This window comes from Coprococcus sp. LG101-27 (assembly GCF_027695515.1).
Classification (GTDB): Bacteria; Bacillota; Clostridia; order Lachnospirales; family Lachnospiraceae; genus Allocoprococcus; species Allocoprococcus comes.
Genome location: NZ_JAQEUJ010000007.1, coordinates 37916 through 53575, shown reverse-complemented (window position 1 = coordinate 53575; position 15660 = coordinate 37916). Strand labels below are relative to the sequence as shown.

Sequence of the window (15660 nt, the reverse complement as noted above, 5' to 3'; positions counted from 1 at the left end):
CCCTAGTTCTCCTTTATTGTCAACAGAAGAAGTTCCATGACAAGATCAAAGTTGACATTGGCGCGCAGTCTCGCCTTTGCTTTCTCAAGTGCTTCCAGAATTGTCTCAATTCCTTCATAAGAGCTCTTTTTCGCACGCTCCCTGATACTGTCGATCTCTTCACCGAAAATCAGTCTGTCGATATTCATTGTTGCTTTATAGATCAGAACATCACGATACCAGATCATAAGGATGTCCAGATAATCTGTGATCTCAATCTTGTAAGCGGAAATCCGTTTCACAGCTTCCACCAGATCACCGAGTTCCATGGTATCGATATTCTTCAGCAGACGAACTGCCTCATCTTTAATTTCATTAAAATGCTCAGAGCCTGCCAGCATAGCAGCTTTTCCAATATTGCCCTGTGCAAATGCAGTACACACGTCTGCCTTGTAATCAGGAACCTGAAGCTGCTCCATCAGATACCTTTTCACAAGCTGATCCTTAATGTTGCGGAGCTTCAGCATAACGCATCTTGAGCAGATCGTTGGGAGCAGACTGTTCGCATTCTCTGTAAGAAGCAGAATTACCGCATAAGCAGGTGGCTCTTCGATTGTCTTCAACAGAGCATTCTGTGCCTGTACAGTCATCATATCTGCATCCGGCACAATGTAGGTCTTGTATTTTCCATTATAAGGCTTCACCTGAATATCCCCATTGATCTGAACCCGGATATCATCTACACTGATGCTGTTCGGCTTTTCATGCGTTACCCAGATAATATCCGGATGATTGCCGCTGACTGCCTGCTTGCACGAATGGCACTCATAGCACGGTTCTGTTCCGCCCTTTTCGCACTGCAGAGTCTGTGCAAAAAGACCTGCAAGCATCTTCTTTCCTGATCCCTTCTCGCCGTTCAGAATATAAGCGTGTGATACTTTATCTTCTGTAACCGCGTTCTGTATATACTGAATGATCTCGCTATGTCCTACGACATCTTTAAATCCTGACATATTATCACCCTCTTCTTTCTTACTATTCCATTAGTATAACATAAATTTATGCAGATACCTAGAGCAAATTCCTGTGGTCTTTCTGAATTATTTCTGAAAATTCTGCGAATTTCGCTTTGCAGGTATGCTTTTCAATAATAAAAGATGACAACTTTTTCGATATGTTTTATAATAGACATAAATATATAAAGATTCTGTATCCAATGATGTAATCAGATTGCTCCATTGTTACGCAATTTATTCTTTTGATACTTACATCATACAATTTATGAATATAAATTTTTCAACCAGACAAACTTTATATAAGTTTCTTACACAGAAAGGGGATGAACTCATGCTGGAAGTAAAAAATCTTACATTCCAGGTGAATGAAAACGGAATAGAACGCAGCATTGTAGAAAATATCAGTTTTAACGTAGAAGACGGAGAAATGCTGGTGATCACCGGTCCGAACGGAGGTGGCAAATCCACACTTGCAAAAGTGCTGATGGGGATTGACCAGGCAAGTGCCGGACAGATCATCTTAGACGGAACCGATATCAGTGATTATGATATCAACCACAGGGCAGAAGCCGGAATCGGTTACGCATTCCAGCAGCCACCGCGCTTCAAAGGAATGACGGTAAGCAAGCTTTTATCACTTGCGGCTGGAGAAGATCTGACAAGAGATGTCTGTTGCAGACTTTTAAGTACCGTTGGACTTTGTGCCAACGAATACATTGAACGTGAAGTAGACGGAACCTTATCCGGCGGTGAAATGAAGCGTCTGGAAATTGCAACCGTTCTCGCAAAGCCGCACAAACTCTGTATTTTCGATGAACCGGAGGCCGGAATCGATCTCTGGAGTTTTTCTATGTTGATCGAACAGTTTGAAAAAATGCACAAAGAGAAAAAACAGAGTCTTATTCTTATTTCTCATCAGGAGAGAATCATCCAGATGGCTGACCGGATCATGGTGATCGAAGGCGGAAAGATCGCTTCGATCGGACAGACTGCGGATATCCTTCCACAATTATTAGGAAAGACAGCCGATTCTTACAGCTGTCTGAAATGTAGATAACAGGGGAGGAAGATACAATGACTTTATTGGATAAAATTACAGAAAAAGTATTAGCACAGATCGATGACACCGGTTTTACACAGTCCGGTGCATTCAATTTACGACATAATGGAATCGCTCTCTGCCACGGAGACAGTGAGCATATTAAAATCAAGAAAAAACAGGACAAGCCGGGAATTGATATTTTCATCGATGGAAAAACAGACGGCGAAGAAGTTCATATTCCGGTTGTTGTTGATGCAAGCGGAATGACGGACGTTGTTTACAATGATTTTTATGTAGCAGAAGGTGCAAATGTAACTATCATTGCCGGATGTGGTATCCACAACAGCGGATGTAACGAAAGCCGCCATGATGGTATTCATACTTTCCATGTGGAAAAAAATGCAAATGTACGCTATGTAGAAAAGCATTATGGAGAGGGCGAAGGCACTGGAACCCGTGTACTCAATCCTGTTACCGAAGTTTATCTTGGTGAAAATTCTGTATTTACACTGGATACTGCTCAGATCAAAGGAGTCGATTCTACGGTTCGTGAAAATAATGTACATCTGGAAGCCGGTTCCAAGCTTTATGTCATTGAAAAACTGATGACACATGGAAAACAGGAAGCTACTTCAAATATGATGGTGGAACTGCTCGGAGAAGGCAGCTCTGCGCAGATCGTATCCCGTTCGGTCGCAAAAGGCGAATCCAGACAGGTCTTCCATCCGAGGGCTGTCGGAAAGAACCGTTGCCATGCACATGTTCAGTGTGATTCTATTATCATGGATCATGCAGAAGTAAGTTCAATTCCTGAGATCAATGCGAAGCATGTGGATGCGGCTATTATCCACGAAGCTGCGATCGGAAGGATCAATGATGAGCAGTTAATCAAGCTGCGGACTCTTGGAATGACGGAAGAGGAAGCAGAAGGGGTGATTATTGAGAACTTCTTGAATTAGAGTCATACGTGTAGTAGTAAAAGAGACGAAAAAGACAAAATTATCCTCTGGCTATGCTCAGTTGCACTAACCATTCCACCGAGCCTTTGAAAGCATCAATTGTGTCAGCAATGGCTTCCACAATTGATTAAGTCTCGGTTCCATAGTGCAAAATTCGCAGATCCAGAGGATAATTTTTGTCTTTTTCTGTGTCTTAACTCCACTACATTATAAAATCTTATTTAAGTTTCAAGAATTTCTCAATGCAGGATTCATCTGAACAGGTGGGCCTGTCTCACTGGGGTGTTGAGATCGGTGTTATTTATGAATGGTTGAGTTTTGTATGGTTTATAGCTGACTCTGCTTTTTTAGTATTTTTTTACAGATTTTTTCGAGGATGTCTTCAAGGTCTGTGTTTTCGTAGCGTTCTGTGATTCCGGCGTGGGCGAGGTTTTCTTCGGAGAAATCTTTGGAATCGGCGAGGAAACGGCGGCACATTTCGGCGTATTTGGGTTCTTTCTGGGTTTTCTCACGGGCGAGGGCTCGGGTTAAGCGCTCTCCGTCTTCTACCTCGATGTAAAGTGGAACTACTTTTTCGTTTCCAAAATAGGTTTTCAATTTTTCATAGGATTCAAGAGTTCCGATCATGAGATAATCCTGATTTTTTTGTTCAAAATCGAACTGTCCGTCATCAGCGGTGAAATAGTGCCAGATACCATAAACTGTATTGTAAGCACGTTCTTCGATCAATCGGCCTTCTGTTTTGAACTTTTCAAGTTCAGTTTCGTCTGTAAAGAAATATTCTTCGCCTTCTTTTTCTCCCTCACGCCGTGGACGGGTTGTATAGATCGTTACATTTTTTAACTGTGGCATTCTTTTTCTCAATTCTTTGTAGATTGTGTCTTTCCCCGTTGAACTTTTTCCCATCAGATAATATATTTTACTCATGTTTCCACACCTTTATCTTGCCTTCCGTCTGTATTCCTTCTATTTGGAGATTCTGTGTTTCATAATAACAAAGAAGTTCTACTGCTTCCCGGCTGATCCGCTCTCCGGGTACGATAACCGGGCTTCCCGGTGGGTAGAGATATGCGTATTCCAGAGAAATGTGTCCTTCACTTTCTTTCCATGGAATCTCTTCTGCTTCTCCGTCTTCTTCCCGGTCTGCTGCCTCCTGCGGTGTAAAATACTGCTCCAGTCTAGGAAGCTCTCCGGAAATCTCTATGCTTCCGGAAACGGCTGTTTTTGCTTCCAGCTGACCGTCTATTTCCAGTAACGCAGCTTTTAACCTGTCCAGTCCTTCCTGCGTATCTGCCACGGTCGTCATCGCAAGTACATAGGTTCCTCCGGTCATTTCCATTTCCAGATGATATTCTTTTCGCAGCCGGTCCGCAAGTTCCGGACTTGTAATATTTGCATTTGCCGTGGAAATCACAACTTTGGAAATATCATAATGTTCTGTACGGAGAATCTGTAAATGCTGCAATAGTTCCAGCTCTTCTCTGAACTTTTGCAGCCTCTCTACATAAAGTTCAAATGCTTCCTCACATTTTCCATCCAAGAAATCCACGCAGGCATCCAGGCTTGCCATGAAAATATACGACGGACTGCTGCTCTGCAACATATCCAGATATTTCTTAATTCTTCTTCGATTGGCAAGCTTTCCGTTAATATGCAGGATCGCTGTCTGGGTAAGGGACGGCAATGTCTTGTGCAGACTGTTGATCACCACATCTGCTCCCAAATCATTTGCACACTCCGGAAATGCCGGATGAAATCCAAAATGAGGTCCGTGTGCTTCATCTACGATCAGCGGAATCCCATACGAATGTACCACTTCTGCAATTCCTTTCACATCCGATACCACACCGTCATAGTTTGGAGATACGATCACAACGGCTTTGATATCCGGCTCTGCAGCAAGTGCTTTTGCCACATCTTCTTTGCTGATCTCCCCGTTCATATGCATGGAAATATCAAATTCCGGATACACATAGCGCGGTACAAGACCATTCATATAGATTGCATGGTAAATGGATTTGTGACAATGGCGTGCCACCAGAATCTTATCTCCCCGGTGCGTACATCCCATCACTGCACTTAAAATTCCGGCAGTACTTCCATTTACCAGAAAATGACTTTCCTCTGCCCCAAATACCCTTGCGGCTCTTTCCTGCTCTTCTTTTAAAATACCATCTGCGTGATGCAGATCATCGAAACCATCGATTTCCGTGATATCCAGATCGTATGGGAGTTCAATTCCAAGAAGTGCCTTGTTTCTCTTATGTCCCGGCATGTGAAATGCGTAAAAATCGCTCTCGGAATATGCTTTTAATTTATCGTATAGTCGTTCCATTTGATACCTCTTTAAGTCTTTTAGAAACATCATATAATTTTTCTTCCGAAAACGCAAGAGGACGAAACGGTTCTCCCATTTCGTCCTTTCCATATATTCCGGCTTACACAGCCACAATCTCAAACACTTTCGCCTGGAAATCTCCCTTATCATTCACGCCCTTCTTCCATACACCGGACGCAGAATCGGACAGGATCATTCCGACTTGCATCAGCTCATCGCCATAGCAGTCATAATCATATCCGCTGACCTTATAACAGATATCTTCTTTCAGCCCTTTCAGCTTCAGTCTCTTAAATCCAACATTGACCGGCTGCATTACCCGGTAATAACCGACCAGCGCCTTCTTCTGATCCTCCGATACGATCATCCATGCGGTCTCATTTCCCTCAAACGGACTCTTCAGTCGATAGAAAGTTCCTTTCTGGATCAGTTCTCTCTTCTCCTTCATGAATGCGATCTGTCTGCGGATTTCTTCCTTTTCTTCCTCGCTGAGTTTTAAAAGATCAAGCTCATATCCGAACGTTCCGAAGTAAGCCACATCCGCTCTTGTCTCGATCGGTGTCACACGGTTTGTCTGATGGTTCGGTGACGCTGATACATGGCTTCCCATACAGCTTACCGGATAGACCATAGAAGTTCCATATTGGATCTTCAGACGTTCAATCGCATCGGTATCATCCGAAGTCCATCCCTGCGGTGCATAATAAAGCATTCCCGGGTCAAATCTTGCCCCACCACTTGCACAGGATTCAAACAATACATGTGGGAACCGGCTGGTCAGACGCTCATAAAGCTCATACACTCCAAGAACGTATTTGTGGCAGACCTTTCCCTGATACTCTCTGTCATTTCCATTGGAGAACACCTCTGAAAATGTACGGTTCATATCCCATTTGATATAAGATACCGGCACTTCTGCAAGAAGATTTTCCAGCATGTCCCCGATATATTCACGTACCTCTTTCTTAGAAAAATCCAGTACATACTGTGTCCGGCTGTGGCAGATCCGCTTGCCCTGTTCTGCAAGAAGCCAGTCCGGATGCGCCCTGTACAGATCACTGTCTTTGTTCGTCATCTCCGGTTCAATCCAGAGCCCGAATTTTAAACCTTTGGCATTGATCTTTTCTGCCAGCTCCTTTAACGTTCCTTTCAACTTTTCCTCATTCGGATACCAGTCACCAAGGGAAGAAGTACTGTCATCTCTCTTTCCAAACCATCCATCATCCAATACAAAAAGCTCCATTCCAAGATCTGCTGCCGCATCCGCAAGTCCCAGAAGCTTTGGCGCATCAAAATCAAAATAAAATGCTTCCCAGCTGTTGATCAGGATCGGGCGAACCTTATCTCTCCAGGTTCCCCTTGCCAGACGTGTGCGGTACAGCTTGTGAAAGGTCTGGCTCATTCCGTTAAGTCCGGCTTCCGAATATACCATTACCATCTCCGGTGTCTGGAAGGATTCGCCTTTTCCAAGTGTCCACTTAAATCCATTTGGATGGATTCCCATCAGCACACGGGCGGTATCATAATTGTCTACCTCTGTCTGTGCAAGAAAATTTCCGCTGTAAACCAGGCTGAAACCGTAGACCTGCCCCTGGAACTCGTCTGCATTTTCACGCGCAAGTGCAAGGAACGGATTGAACTGGTAGCTGCTGCATCCGCGCATACTGTAAATACTCTGGATACCGTAATCTAGCTTATGTCTTCTCACATGGCGCTCTCTCGCCCACACACCGGCAAGATCGATCATCTCATAATCCTTGTCCGGCAGATCCACACAGGCGCTCATTGCAGAAAGAAGTGTGATCTTTTCGTCAGAATCACATTCAAAACGTACACTTCTCGCGATCACCGGAAATGCTTCATAGATCGTATATAAAAGGACAATTCTTGTATTGATACTTGTATCCTCCAGAACCAGTTCCAGAGTCTGCGCCTCATCATCACTTTCTACATATGTCGCCGGAAGTCCTTCAAGCTTTGGTTTGCCATTATAAATTTTATGCTCTTTATATACAAACTCGACTACATGGCTTCCGTTCTCCCGCTCGATCTCATATGCCGGAAAACGCATATCTCCGCAGCCGAAAGTCGGATACTCCTGCTTGATATTCTCCAGTGAGAATGTAGAATTTCCCTCGAAAGCATACGGTGACATATCGCGCGTCGCATATTCAAAAAGATGTCCAAAATCTTCTCTGTGTGTCAGGCGTTTTCCGTAGTAGAGCTGTCCCGGCTGTTCGTTGTCAAGGATCTTGATGATATAGCTGATCTCCTGGTTGTAGAGATGAAACTCTCTTGTTTTTTCATTGTATATGATTGGCATATCGTTTCTCCTCATTCCGTATTGTATAACGTTCATTTTTCCGTATTATCTGTATAGTATCACTGTTGGTTTTTCAGCGTCAATGATTCCTGCGGATAAATTTGTAAAAACGTACACTCAAAAAAGGGACTCTGTCCTTTCCTAAAAGACATCATCCCTTTTCCTTTCTTAGCAGATTTATTTAATTTTCTCTTTGTATTCTTTTACTCTGCACTACTGTCCACTTTCCATCCAAGCGCTTTCTCTACCGTATCGATCAGTACCCGGCTTACTCTTTGTGAACCGTCCATCTGTACATAATAGTAGGTCGCACTGTCGTCCTTGCTTCCCACATAGAATGTAACTGTCTTTTCCTTGTCATCATCCGACGTATCCTTGTAAGTCAGCTCCACCTTCGTCCGCTGATCTTCCGCAAGCCCGTAATTGCCAAGCGTCGCGTCCGTCACATGATAATCTGCACAATCTGTAAAATAGAATCCGGAAAGTGCTGTCATAATACTTGTGACAGTATCTTCCTGATCCTCATTGTCCGCTTCGTAGGTTTTTACCTCGTCACCCGGTTTTGTCACAGTCTCTTTTACAAAGTTATCAGATGTAACTGTTACAAAGCTGTCCTTTTCAGCAACATCTGCAAGCTGCCATACCATTTCCGAAATCAGATCTGCCGATACCGTGTACACTTTTTCTGTTCCATCTTCCATGAAATAATAATTTTCTCCGGAAGCATTCCCGATTAGAAATTTATGTGCCTCGCCATCCTTTCCGGTCAGCGTAAGATTATATTCCGGTGAATCAAATCCATAGTCCGAAAGGTCATCCGGATTCTTGATCTCTTTTACCGCCCGAATATCCGAAAATGCATCTTCCATATTTTGCATACTGCTCTCCGTCAGTGCGATCGTGGTGTCCGGCGCATACTCCCAGGTATCATCTTCTTTTACAAAGGACATTTCTTCCCCAGATGCTTCTTTATACTCGATCGACTCCAGCGAATCTGTCTCAAAAATATGCACCACTGCATTTTCTTTTTTCTTCTCTTCTGCCTCTGACTTAGATGTATTCCATTTTTTCAGCCCGAAAAATGTAATGAGCAAAACAAGCAGTACGAGCAGAAGGATTCCTATTGTCCTTGTTTTTTTCTCCATCTTTTTTCCTCCTGCCTCTTACGCTTTCCGTCTTCTCATCCAGATCACAAATCCAAGGATCAGAATTGCAAGCGGAATAATAAAGATCACAAGGATGCTGAATGCACCTGCATGCATCGGTGTGTTGGTCTCAGTCGAAAGACTCTTCGCTTCAATCGCAACATTGTTTACATTATCAAAATTCTCTGTCACTGAATTTACAAACAAAGTCAGGTTATCCAGTGTCGTCAGCTGATCTGTGATATCCGAGCTGATCATAGATGCAGAAGCAAGCACCGTAAGTCTTGCTGTCTTTGTGTCTGTATCCGTTGCATCACTCTTATCGTCTTCATCCTCGCTGTCCGAATCTGAAGAATCCGCAGAAATCGCATTGGTAGAAACGGCTCCCAGGATATACTGTCCCTGTGTCTGGTCATTTTCTGTCACTGCATATCCACTGTCTGATGTCTGCATAAATGGAGTAACCGTCAGATTATCATTATCCGTATCTGTTTTCTCCATACCAGGTGAATTCAGCAGAAGTACCATTTGATTGCTGATGCCGCTTCCCAGGTCACCACTCAGAGAAAGCTGTGGGAAGATTGCATAATAATTTCCCTGGTAGCATCTCTGGGTATCTGCAATATAACCGCTGACTTTTTTCAGTCCATAATCCGACATAATTCCGTCCAGATTTGGTGTGTCTGAAGTCGTATCTCCAAGGATCAGATAAACCTTTCCGCCGTCACTCAGATATTTCTCAATAATTGTCTTTTCATCATCTGTAATATCCGATGTCGGTGCATAGAGGAACAACAGGTCACAATCATCCGGGATTTCCGGATTCATGCTCAGGTTGATTTCTTCCGTCTCCAGATTATTCTTAGTAAGCAGATCACTTACCGAACTTGAAAATGTCGCTTCTCCGTGACCACTGGTTCGGTAAATCTTGCTTGTTTCCTCGCTAGTTACATAATTGATCGCACTGGTAAGCTGTCCTTCTCCGTCGAAAGAACTTTCACTGGCACTTCCGGTCGTATAATAAGAGTAATAATCGGACTGGATAATATCTGAAAATGAAATCGTTGTAGACTTTCCGGTTGCATCACAGGACACAACGATTACATTCCCATCGGTATTATATTTCTGAAGAACGGACGGATGCAGTACGCTGTCCACCCATTCCACTTTTACTTTACCGGAAAGCGCCGCATATTTTTTCACAAAAGTCTTGATCCTGGTATCCACAGAATCCTGTTCTGCGATCACTTTCAAATCTACTTTTTTATCCAGCTTCTTCAGCATTTTTGTGGACACGCTGCTGATATCGTACAGATTGTTGCTGCTGATATCAATATTTCTTACTTTTTCCGGAAGCTGTCCTGCCACCAGATTGATCACGATCGCGATTGCAATCACGATCACTGCAAGCCCTACGCTGTAAGTTCCGTTCCGGGAGGACTTGCTGCTGAACATTTTTTTGATTTTTTCCATGTCTTCTCCCTCCTAACTCCAACGTCTTTTCTGAATGGACTGCATGGTCAAGAAGATAAATACACCTGCCACACTCAGATACAGGATCAGCCCACTCACATCGAAAAGCTTGTTATATGCTACGTTGTCAAATACATCTGCAAGATACAGCTTCTTCATGATGTTGACCAAAATATTTTCAAATAATGAAGATTTTACGAAGCTTACGATCACAACCGCAACAACTCCGATCGCTTCGATAATTCCTGCGATCATCCAGTTTCCAGTCATCCGGTAAATGATCAGCGCCGCAATGGTAACGAATACCACAATACCGATCATGCCGCTTGTAGCTGATGTCGGGAGGAAATCGATCAGTCCTCCCCAGAGATAGATCAGAAGCAAAACGCCAAAGGTTATTACTGCCGCAATGATCTGACTTTCTGTGAGTGACGAAAGAAACATTCCGATTGCCAGATACACGCATCCGAGCAGGAAGAACATCAGGATCGACAGATAATCCACCTTCAGATACGCCGTTCCAAAGCTCTTAATGATAATCGGGAAAATGCAAAAAATCAGGCACGGTACCGCAAATACCGTCACCATCGCAAGGTATTTCCCCATCACGATATCAAATAATTTTACCGGTGCGGCAAGCAGAAGCTGGTCTGTCTTGTTCTTCCGTTCCTCCGCAAAGGAACGCATGGTGAGCATCGGGATAATGATGATCAACACGTAGTTGATATTCATCAGAACATATGAAAAATAGGGATATCCCGAATTTAAGTTGTACGCCATAAAATAGATTCCCGTGAAGATCACAAGGAAGGCGATCAGGACATAGCCTGTCATTGATTGAAAATAGGATTTTAATTCTCGTTTATAAATTGCTGTCATTTTCGAGATCCTCCTTTTCATCCTCACTTGTCGGAACGGCATTTTCTTCCGGCTCTTCATCCATCTCAGTCAGCTCGTTCTCTTCTGCCTCTTCCTGCGCATTTTTCTTGCGCCGCTTTACCATCCAGTCTTTCTTTTCGCCGTCCTTCATCGCTTTTGCTGCTGCAGGTGTGCTTCCCTGCGTCAGCTCCAGGAATACATCTTCCAACGTCGTGCGGCTGTGATACAACATAAGTAACGGGCAGCCCTCCTGTGCAAATGCCTTAAATACTGTTTCCCTGATATCTTTTCCATCCTTCGGGAACAGACTCGCTTTTACCGTTCCTTCTTCTTTTCCGTGTTCCACGGATGCCTTCTGCACATTACCGATTGTGCCGATGACTTTCCGTACCGTATCTTCATTTCCCTTTGCCAGGATTTCCACAGTCTGCTGATTCGTCAGAAGCTTTTCCAGATTCTCCGGTGTATCACTTGCCACCAGTTTCCCTTTGGAAATGATCATAATATAATCGCAGACTTCCTGGATCTCTGCCAGAATGTGCGAGCTCAGGATCACGGTATGCTCTTTTGCCAGCTCGCGGATCAGTTCACGGATCTCAATGATCTGCTTCGGATCCAGTCCGACCGTCGGTTCATCCAGAATGATGATCTCCGGGAATCCAAGGATTGCCTGCGCAAGTCCGACTCTCTGCTTATAACCTTTGGACAGGTTCTTGATCAGCCGGTCCTGTACATCCATGATCTTCACCATCAGCATGACCTTCTCAATCTGCTCTTGCCGTTCCGATTTTGGGATCTTCTTCAATTCCGCTACGAACCTCAGGTATTCATTCACCTTCATATCCGTGTAAAGCGGTGGCATCTCAGGCAGATAACCAATACATTTTTTTGCTGCCTCCGGTTCCTCCAGTATATTGTGCCCGTTGATCAGCACTTCACCTTCTGTGGCGCCAAGATAGCCGGTCATAATATTCATCGTTGTGGACTTTCCGGCACCGTTCGGTCCTAAAAATCCATAGATCTGCCCGGTATCTACAGTAAAATTCAAATGATCTACAGCCAGATGTGAGCCGTATTTCTTTACAAGATTTTTTACCTCAATCAATGTTGTTCCTCCTGACTACAAAATTTCATGTTTTTCAATTATACGGATGATTTGTGAAACTTCTGGGGGCAATCTGTGTTCATTCTGTGTTTTTTCTGTGAAACTGTGAACTGTAAAAGTGTACCACCTGCCCGATAATAATAGAAATACCGATATCTGGAATCAGCTTTTCCACATATCGGTATTTTATATTTTTAAATCACTTTTTTACCCGAGAAAGACTTTTTTATATACTGGGCAGATTTCACTTAACTTGCGATTATCCACACCAGTCAGGCAAGGAATTCTTCCAGAATTTCCCGGATTCTTGCCTCTTTTGTCGGCTCCAGCTTTTCGCCGGTATCTTCCTGCTTAAATCTGGAACCGGCTGTATCTTCCATCCGTGCTCCCGGCTGCTGCGTCCGCATTTCATCAGCCTGATTTGCATTCGCCTGTCCCACTTTTGCTACTGTCTGCACGGTCTGCTGCATTTGTCCATCTTCTGTATACCGTTTTTCGTTCGCAGAAACCGCATTTACCGTAGCTGCGCTTGCTGGCACGGTTTCTTCTGAAAATGGTCTTTGCACCTGACCAGAATGCGCCGCTTCATTTTCCTCTGCATCCATTTTCTCCGGAATCTCATCCGCTCTCTGAACCGTAACCTGGATTTCTTTCTGATTGGTCTTCTCATAGCGATGAGCATATGTATTTTCCAGGAAATCTACCATATAGGTTTTCGCTGCCTCCAGCTGATAGGCATCATCCGCAAGCATCCGGAGTAGAAAGAGCGCCAAAGCTCCCATACCGCCCAAAATACCATATCTGTAAAGTCCCTGTTCCCTCTCCCCCGCTGCATAAGCAAGCGCTGTTCCTGTGGCTCCAAAGATAAGGCAGAGCCAGATGCTCCCCTTCGCCCACTGCCTCCAGGTATGCAGCCTCACGCCAAGCACCCGGTATTCATACAAATATTTCTCTACAAATGCACCAACATTCTGTACTTTATCACTCACCATACACCCATGCTCAAATTTTGCCCTTACAAGCCGCATCAGCGGATGATTGCTTTTACTCATGTTACTTGCTGCTCTTACCAGCTTTTTCAGTGAAATCCCGGTAATCAGTCTTGCAATCGCGCCGATCCCGATCATCACTCCCGTCAGAAAAAATACCGTTTCTCTCACCACGAACATTTCCAACATAAAAAGAATCCTCCTTCTTAGATTTACCGTCATTATACCGTAAACCTCCGAATTTGGATTCCCTAATCGTTCGCCACAATCCGACATCCTGTCTGGAAAATGACGCTGCTTTTCTGTTTTACTTTGCTGCCTTACGCATTACATTCTTTCTACAAGACCTTTGACAAGCCCTACATAATGGGTGATTGCCATCTTCACAAACTCCGGATAATCCATCGTTGCACTGTTGTCAGCTTTGTCCGAAATTGCACGAATAATGACATACGAAACTTTATTCAGATATGCGGTCTGCGCCATTGCTGCGCCTTCCATCTCCGCACACTTTCCATCAAATGTCTTTACCAGATATTCCTTCTTTTCCTTGCCGGAAATAAACTGATCTCCGCTGAGCACTCTTCCGGTAAATGTCTGAATGTCCGGATTCACTTCTTTGTTTACTTCCACTGCCAGCTTCACAAGCTTCTCATCTGCCGGGAAAGAAAAGGTATCCATTCTCGGAATCTGTCCTACCGGATCACCAAGCATACTTACATCCATGTCGTGCTGAACTGCATCTGTAGAAATCACGATATCCCCGATGTTGATATCTGCATCCAGAGAACCTGCCACACCTGTATTGATCAGCGTATCCACACCAAAACAGTCAATCAGAATCTGTGCGCAGATTCCCATGTTGACTTTTCCGATACCACTTCTTACAACTACAACTTCCTTGCCACTCATAATACCTTTGACAAAAGTCATTCCGGCACGTTCCATCATATCCTGAACTTCCATCGATTCCTTTAAGATTGCAACCTCTTCATCCATTGCTCCGATAATTCCTATCATTTGAAAATCCTCCGTTTTTCCTACATATTGTTTTTATCTATATCTATAGATTTCCCTTCAAAATTACAATAGCTATTATATCAGATTTCTTATAATATGCACTAGCATTTTCTTATAAGGCTGTGTTATAATCATTGAGGCAATTTGATAAGACACAATAATAGTATAAATATAAAGGAGGACTATACTCATGGAATTTACACCACACGGCGTCTGTTCTAAGAATATTCACTTAGAAGTAGATGAAGCTGGACGTATTCACAATGTTGAGTTCACAGGCGGATGTAACGGTAACTTACAGGGCATCGGACGCCTCGTTGAAGGAATGGATATTCACGAAGCAATTTCACGTATCGAAGGTATCAAATGCGGATACAAAGCAACATCCTGCCCGGATCAGCTTTCACTTGCTTTAAAAGAATATTTAAACAATAACCAGTAATCAAATAATTTTTTCGCAATTTTGCGTCAAAACAAGCAGGTCAGGAATTATCCCGACCTGCTTGTTTTGGTCTAATTCAGTTTAACATTAGTTAGGCTTCTTGCTTGCTCTGATATTCCATACTCACATACTTCGCGACCGGGTTGTATTATTTGGTCATATGCTTTCTGTCCAATCAGAAAATACGTTTATTAGTTGTGGTCTTTACAGTCCTGTTCGCCCTCTTGTCAGTCTGCAAGACCGGAGATGTTGAACTTTATCAACCTGCAATTCAGACAGGTGTTAAAAGGAATCTTCCCATCTCCCTCCCTCATATTGTTCCCTTGTCCTTACTTTCGCTAACTGCCGCACCGGTTGATAGTCGTATGAATATTTTATAAAAAATATTTTTTTTGGTGGTGCGTGGTGAGTTAGGGTGGGTAAGGGGTTGGGATGTTTGGTTTGTGATTTTTAGATGTAAATGCCGTTGGTGAATGATCCGCTTACATCCGAATTTGCATAATGTACACAGCATACTCGATAGTAATAACCAGTTGGTACAGACAATGTTTTGCTTGTACTTACATAAGCTGAATTATAATTAGTTTCAACCCAAGAAGTATAATATCCCCATTTTCCGTTTACATATCTTTCTACTGTTACATCCACTGTGATTTTGGAAACTGTTTTCTGCCCTACCGTGTTTCCTCCAGCACCGATTTTTCCTGTTCCTGCTCTTACAATATTAGAAGATCCACTTTTCAAGTATATGCCTCTGCTCATTGGACCAACCGTTACTTCTGATGAATCATCATTTGTCAAGTAAGATCCATCAACACATTCCGGGATGTCTGATGCCTGAACATTTTTTTGTGTACTGATAAACAATGCACAAACCATAACCATTGTCATAATCAGCGAGAAAATTTTGTTTTTTTTCACCTTTCGCCTCCTCTCTACACTATATTAAC

At 43.4% G+C, this 15660-nt stretch carries 14 protein-coding genes; 3 read left to right on the top strand and 11 right to left on the bottom strand.

The features are described from left to right. Positions 1-2 precede the first annotated feature (2 nt). Entirely contained in the window at positions 3-992 is a 990-nt protein-coding gene (gene holB, locus PG766_RS07230) for a DNA polymerase III subunit delta' (protein WP_118199132.1), read from the bottom strand. Between the two features lie 334 nt (positions 993-1326). On the opposite strand from holB, the gene PG766_RS07225 reads away from it, so the two are divergent. Then, positions 1327-2052: an ABC transporter ATP-binding protein gene (locus PG766_RS07225; protein ID WP_022220430.1), complete on the top strand. Its 726-nt coding sequence runs from the start codon at positions 1327-1329 to the stop codon at positions 2050-2052. Between the two features lie 17 nt (positions 2053-2069). Next, positions 2070-2996, top strand: a complete 927-nt coding sequence (locus tag PG766_RS07220) for a SufB/SufD family protein (RefSeq protein WP_117824642.1) — start codon at positions 2070-2072, stop codon at positions 2994-2996. Positions 2997-3323: 327 nt separating this feature from the next. Here PG766_RS07220 and PG766_RS07215 read toward each other — a convergent pair whose 3' ends face one another. The 9 genes from PG766_RS07215 to PG766_RS07175 form a co-directional block, all read right to left on the bottom strand. Continuing rightward, the gene (locus PG766_RS07215; RefSeq protein WP_118199131.1) at positions 3324-3923 is read right to left on the bottom strand and encodes a guanylate kinase; all 600 of its coding nucleotides are present in this window, start codon (positions 3921-3923) and stop codon (positions 3324-3326) included. Continuing rightward, a complete protein-coding gene (locus PG766_RS07210) occupies positions 3916-5331 on the bottom strand; it encodes an aminotransferase class I/II-fold pyridoxal phosphate-dependent enzyme (protein WP_118199130.1) in 1416 nt (471 codons plus the stop codon). The genes PG766_RS07215 and PG766_RS07210 overlap by 8 nt, the downstream gene beginning before the upstream one ends. A 103-nt stretch (positions 5332-5434) precedes the next feature. Further along, the gene (locus PG766_RS07205) at positions 5435-7657 is read right to left on the bottom strand and encodes an alpha-galactosidase (RefSeq protein WP_118199129.1); all 2223 of its coding nucleotides are present in this window, start codon (positions 7655-7657) and stop codon (positions 5435-5437) included. Positions 7658-7860: 203 nt separating this feature from the next. Beyond that, positions 7861-8802 (bottom strand): DUF4340 domain-containing protein, encoded by a 942-nt coding sequence (locus PG766_RS07200; protein ID WP_118199128.1) that lies wholly within the window; start codon positions 8800-8802, stop codon positions 7861-7863. An 18-nt stretch (positions 8803-8820) separates the two neighbouring features. Beyond that, on the bottom strand, positions 8821-10275 hold the full coding sequence (locus PG766_RS07195; protein WP_118199127.1) for a Gldg family protein: 1455 nt from the start codon (positions 10273-10275) through the stop codon (positions 8821-8823). A gap of 12 nt (positions 10276-10287) precedes the next feature. Then, positions 10288-11154: an ABC transporter permease subunit gene (locus tag PG766_RS07190; RefSeq protein ID WP_055297387.1), complete on the bottom strand. Its 867-nt coding sequence runs from the start codon at positions 11152-11154 to the stop codon at positions 10288-10290. Beyond that, a complete protein-coding gene (locus PG766_RS07185; RefSeq protein ID WP_118199126.1) occupies positions 11138-12259 on the bottom strand; it encodes an ABC transporter ATP-binding protein in 1122 nt (373 codons plus the stop codon). The genes PG766_RS07190 and PG766_RS07185 overlap by 17 nt, the downstream gene beginning before the upstream one ends. A 272-nt stretch (positions 12260-12531) precedes the next feature. Beyond that, positions 12532-13437, bottom strand: coding sequence for a hypothetical protein (locus tag PG766_RS07180; RefSeq protein WP_117824713.1), 906 nt, complete (start codon positions 13435-13437; stop codon positions 12532-12534). Between the two features lie 138 nt (positions 13438-13575). After that, on the bottom strand, positions 13576-14268 hold the full coding sequence (locus tag PG766_RS07175) for a 5'-methylthioadenosine/adenosylhomocysteine nucleosidase (RefSeq protein WP_117835348.1): 693 nt from the start codon (positions 14266-14268) through the stop codon (positions 13576-13578). Between the two features lie 190 nt (positions 14269-14458). Between PG766_RS07175 and PG766_RS07170 the strand changes: the two genes are divergently transcribed. Beyond that, positions 14459-14710: a TIGR03905 family TSCPD domain-containing protein gene (locus tag PG766_RS07170; protein WP_055261919.1), complete on the top strand. Its 252-nt coding sequence runs from the start codon at positions 14459-14461 to the stop codon at positions 14708-14710. Positions 14711-15160: 450 nt separating this feature from the next. On the opposite strand, the gene PG766_RS07165 is transcribed toward PG766_RS07170, so the two are convergent. Then, positions 15161-15631 carry a DUF6147 family protein gene (locus PG766_RS07165; protein WP_118199125.1) on the bottom strand — a complete coding sequence of 157 codons (471 nt, stop codon included), beginning with the start codon at positions 15629-15631 and terminating at the stop codon, positions 15161-15163. Positions 15632-15660 lie beyond the last annotated feature (29 nt).

Excerpts from the sequence above, each read along its gene's own strand:
- holB (WP_118199132.1), bottom strand. The coding sequence starts at position 992 with ATGTCAGGATTTAAAGATGTCGTAGGACATAGCGAGATCATTCAGTAT.
- PG766_RS07225 (WP_022220430.1), top strand. The coding sequence starts at position 1,327 with ATGCTGGAAGTAAAAAATCTTACATTCCAGGTGAATGAAAACGGAATA.
- PG766_RS07220 (WP_117824642.1), top strand. The coding sequence starts at position 2,070 with ATGACTTTATTGGATAAAATTACAGAAAAAGTATTAGCACAGATCGAT.
- PG766_RS07215 (WP_118199131.1), bottom strand. The coding sequence starts at position 3,923 with ATGAGTAAAATATATTATCTGATGGGAAAAAGTTCAACGGGGAAAGAC.
- PG766_RS07210 (WP_118199130.1), bottom strand. The coding sequence starts at position 5,331 with ATGGAACGACTATACGATAAATTAAAAGCATATTCCGAGAGCGATTTT.
- PG766_RS07205 (WP_118199129.1), bottom strand. The coding sequence starts at position 7,657 with ATGCCAATCATATACAATGAAAAAACAAGAGAGTTTCATCTCTACAAC.
- PG766_RS07200 (WP_118199128.1), bottom strand. The coding sequence starts at position 8,802 with ATGGAGAAAAAAACAAGGACAATAGGAATCCTTCTGCTCGTACTGCTT.
- PG766_RS07195 (WP_118199127.1), bottom strand. The coding sequence starts at position 10,275 with ATGGAAAAAATCAAAAAAATGTTCAGCAGCAAGTCCTCCCGGAACGGA.
- PG766_RS07190 (WP_055297387.1), bottom strand. The coding sequence starts at position 11,154 with ATGACAGCAATTTATAAACGAGAATTAAAATCCTATTTTCAATCAATG.
- PG766_RS07180 (WP_117824713.1), bottom strand. The coding sequence starts at position 13,437 with ATGTTGGAAATGTTCGTGGTGAGAGAAACGGTATTTTTTCTGACGGGA.
- PG766_RS07175 (WP_117835348.1), bottom strand. The coding sequence starts at position 14,268 with ATGATAGGAATTATCGGAGCAATGGATGAAGAGGTTGCAATCTTAAAG.
- PG766_RS07170 (WP_055261919.1), top strand. The coding sequence starts at position 14,459 with ATGGAATTTACACCACACGGCGTCTGTTCTAAGAATATTCACTTAGAA.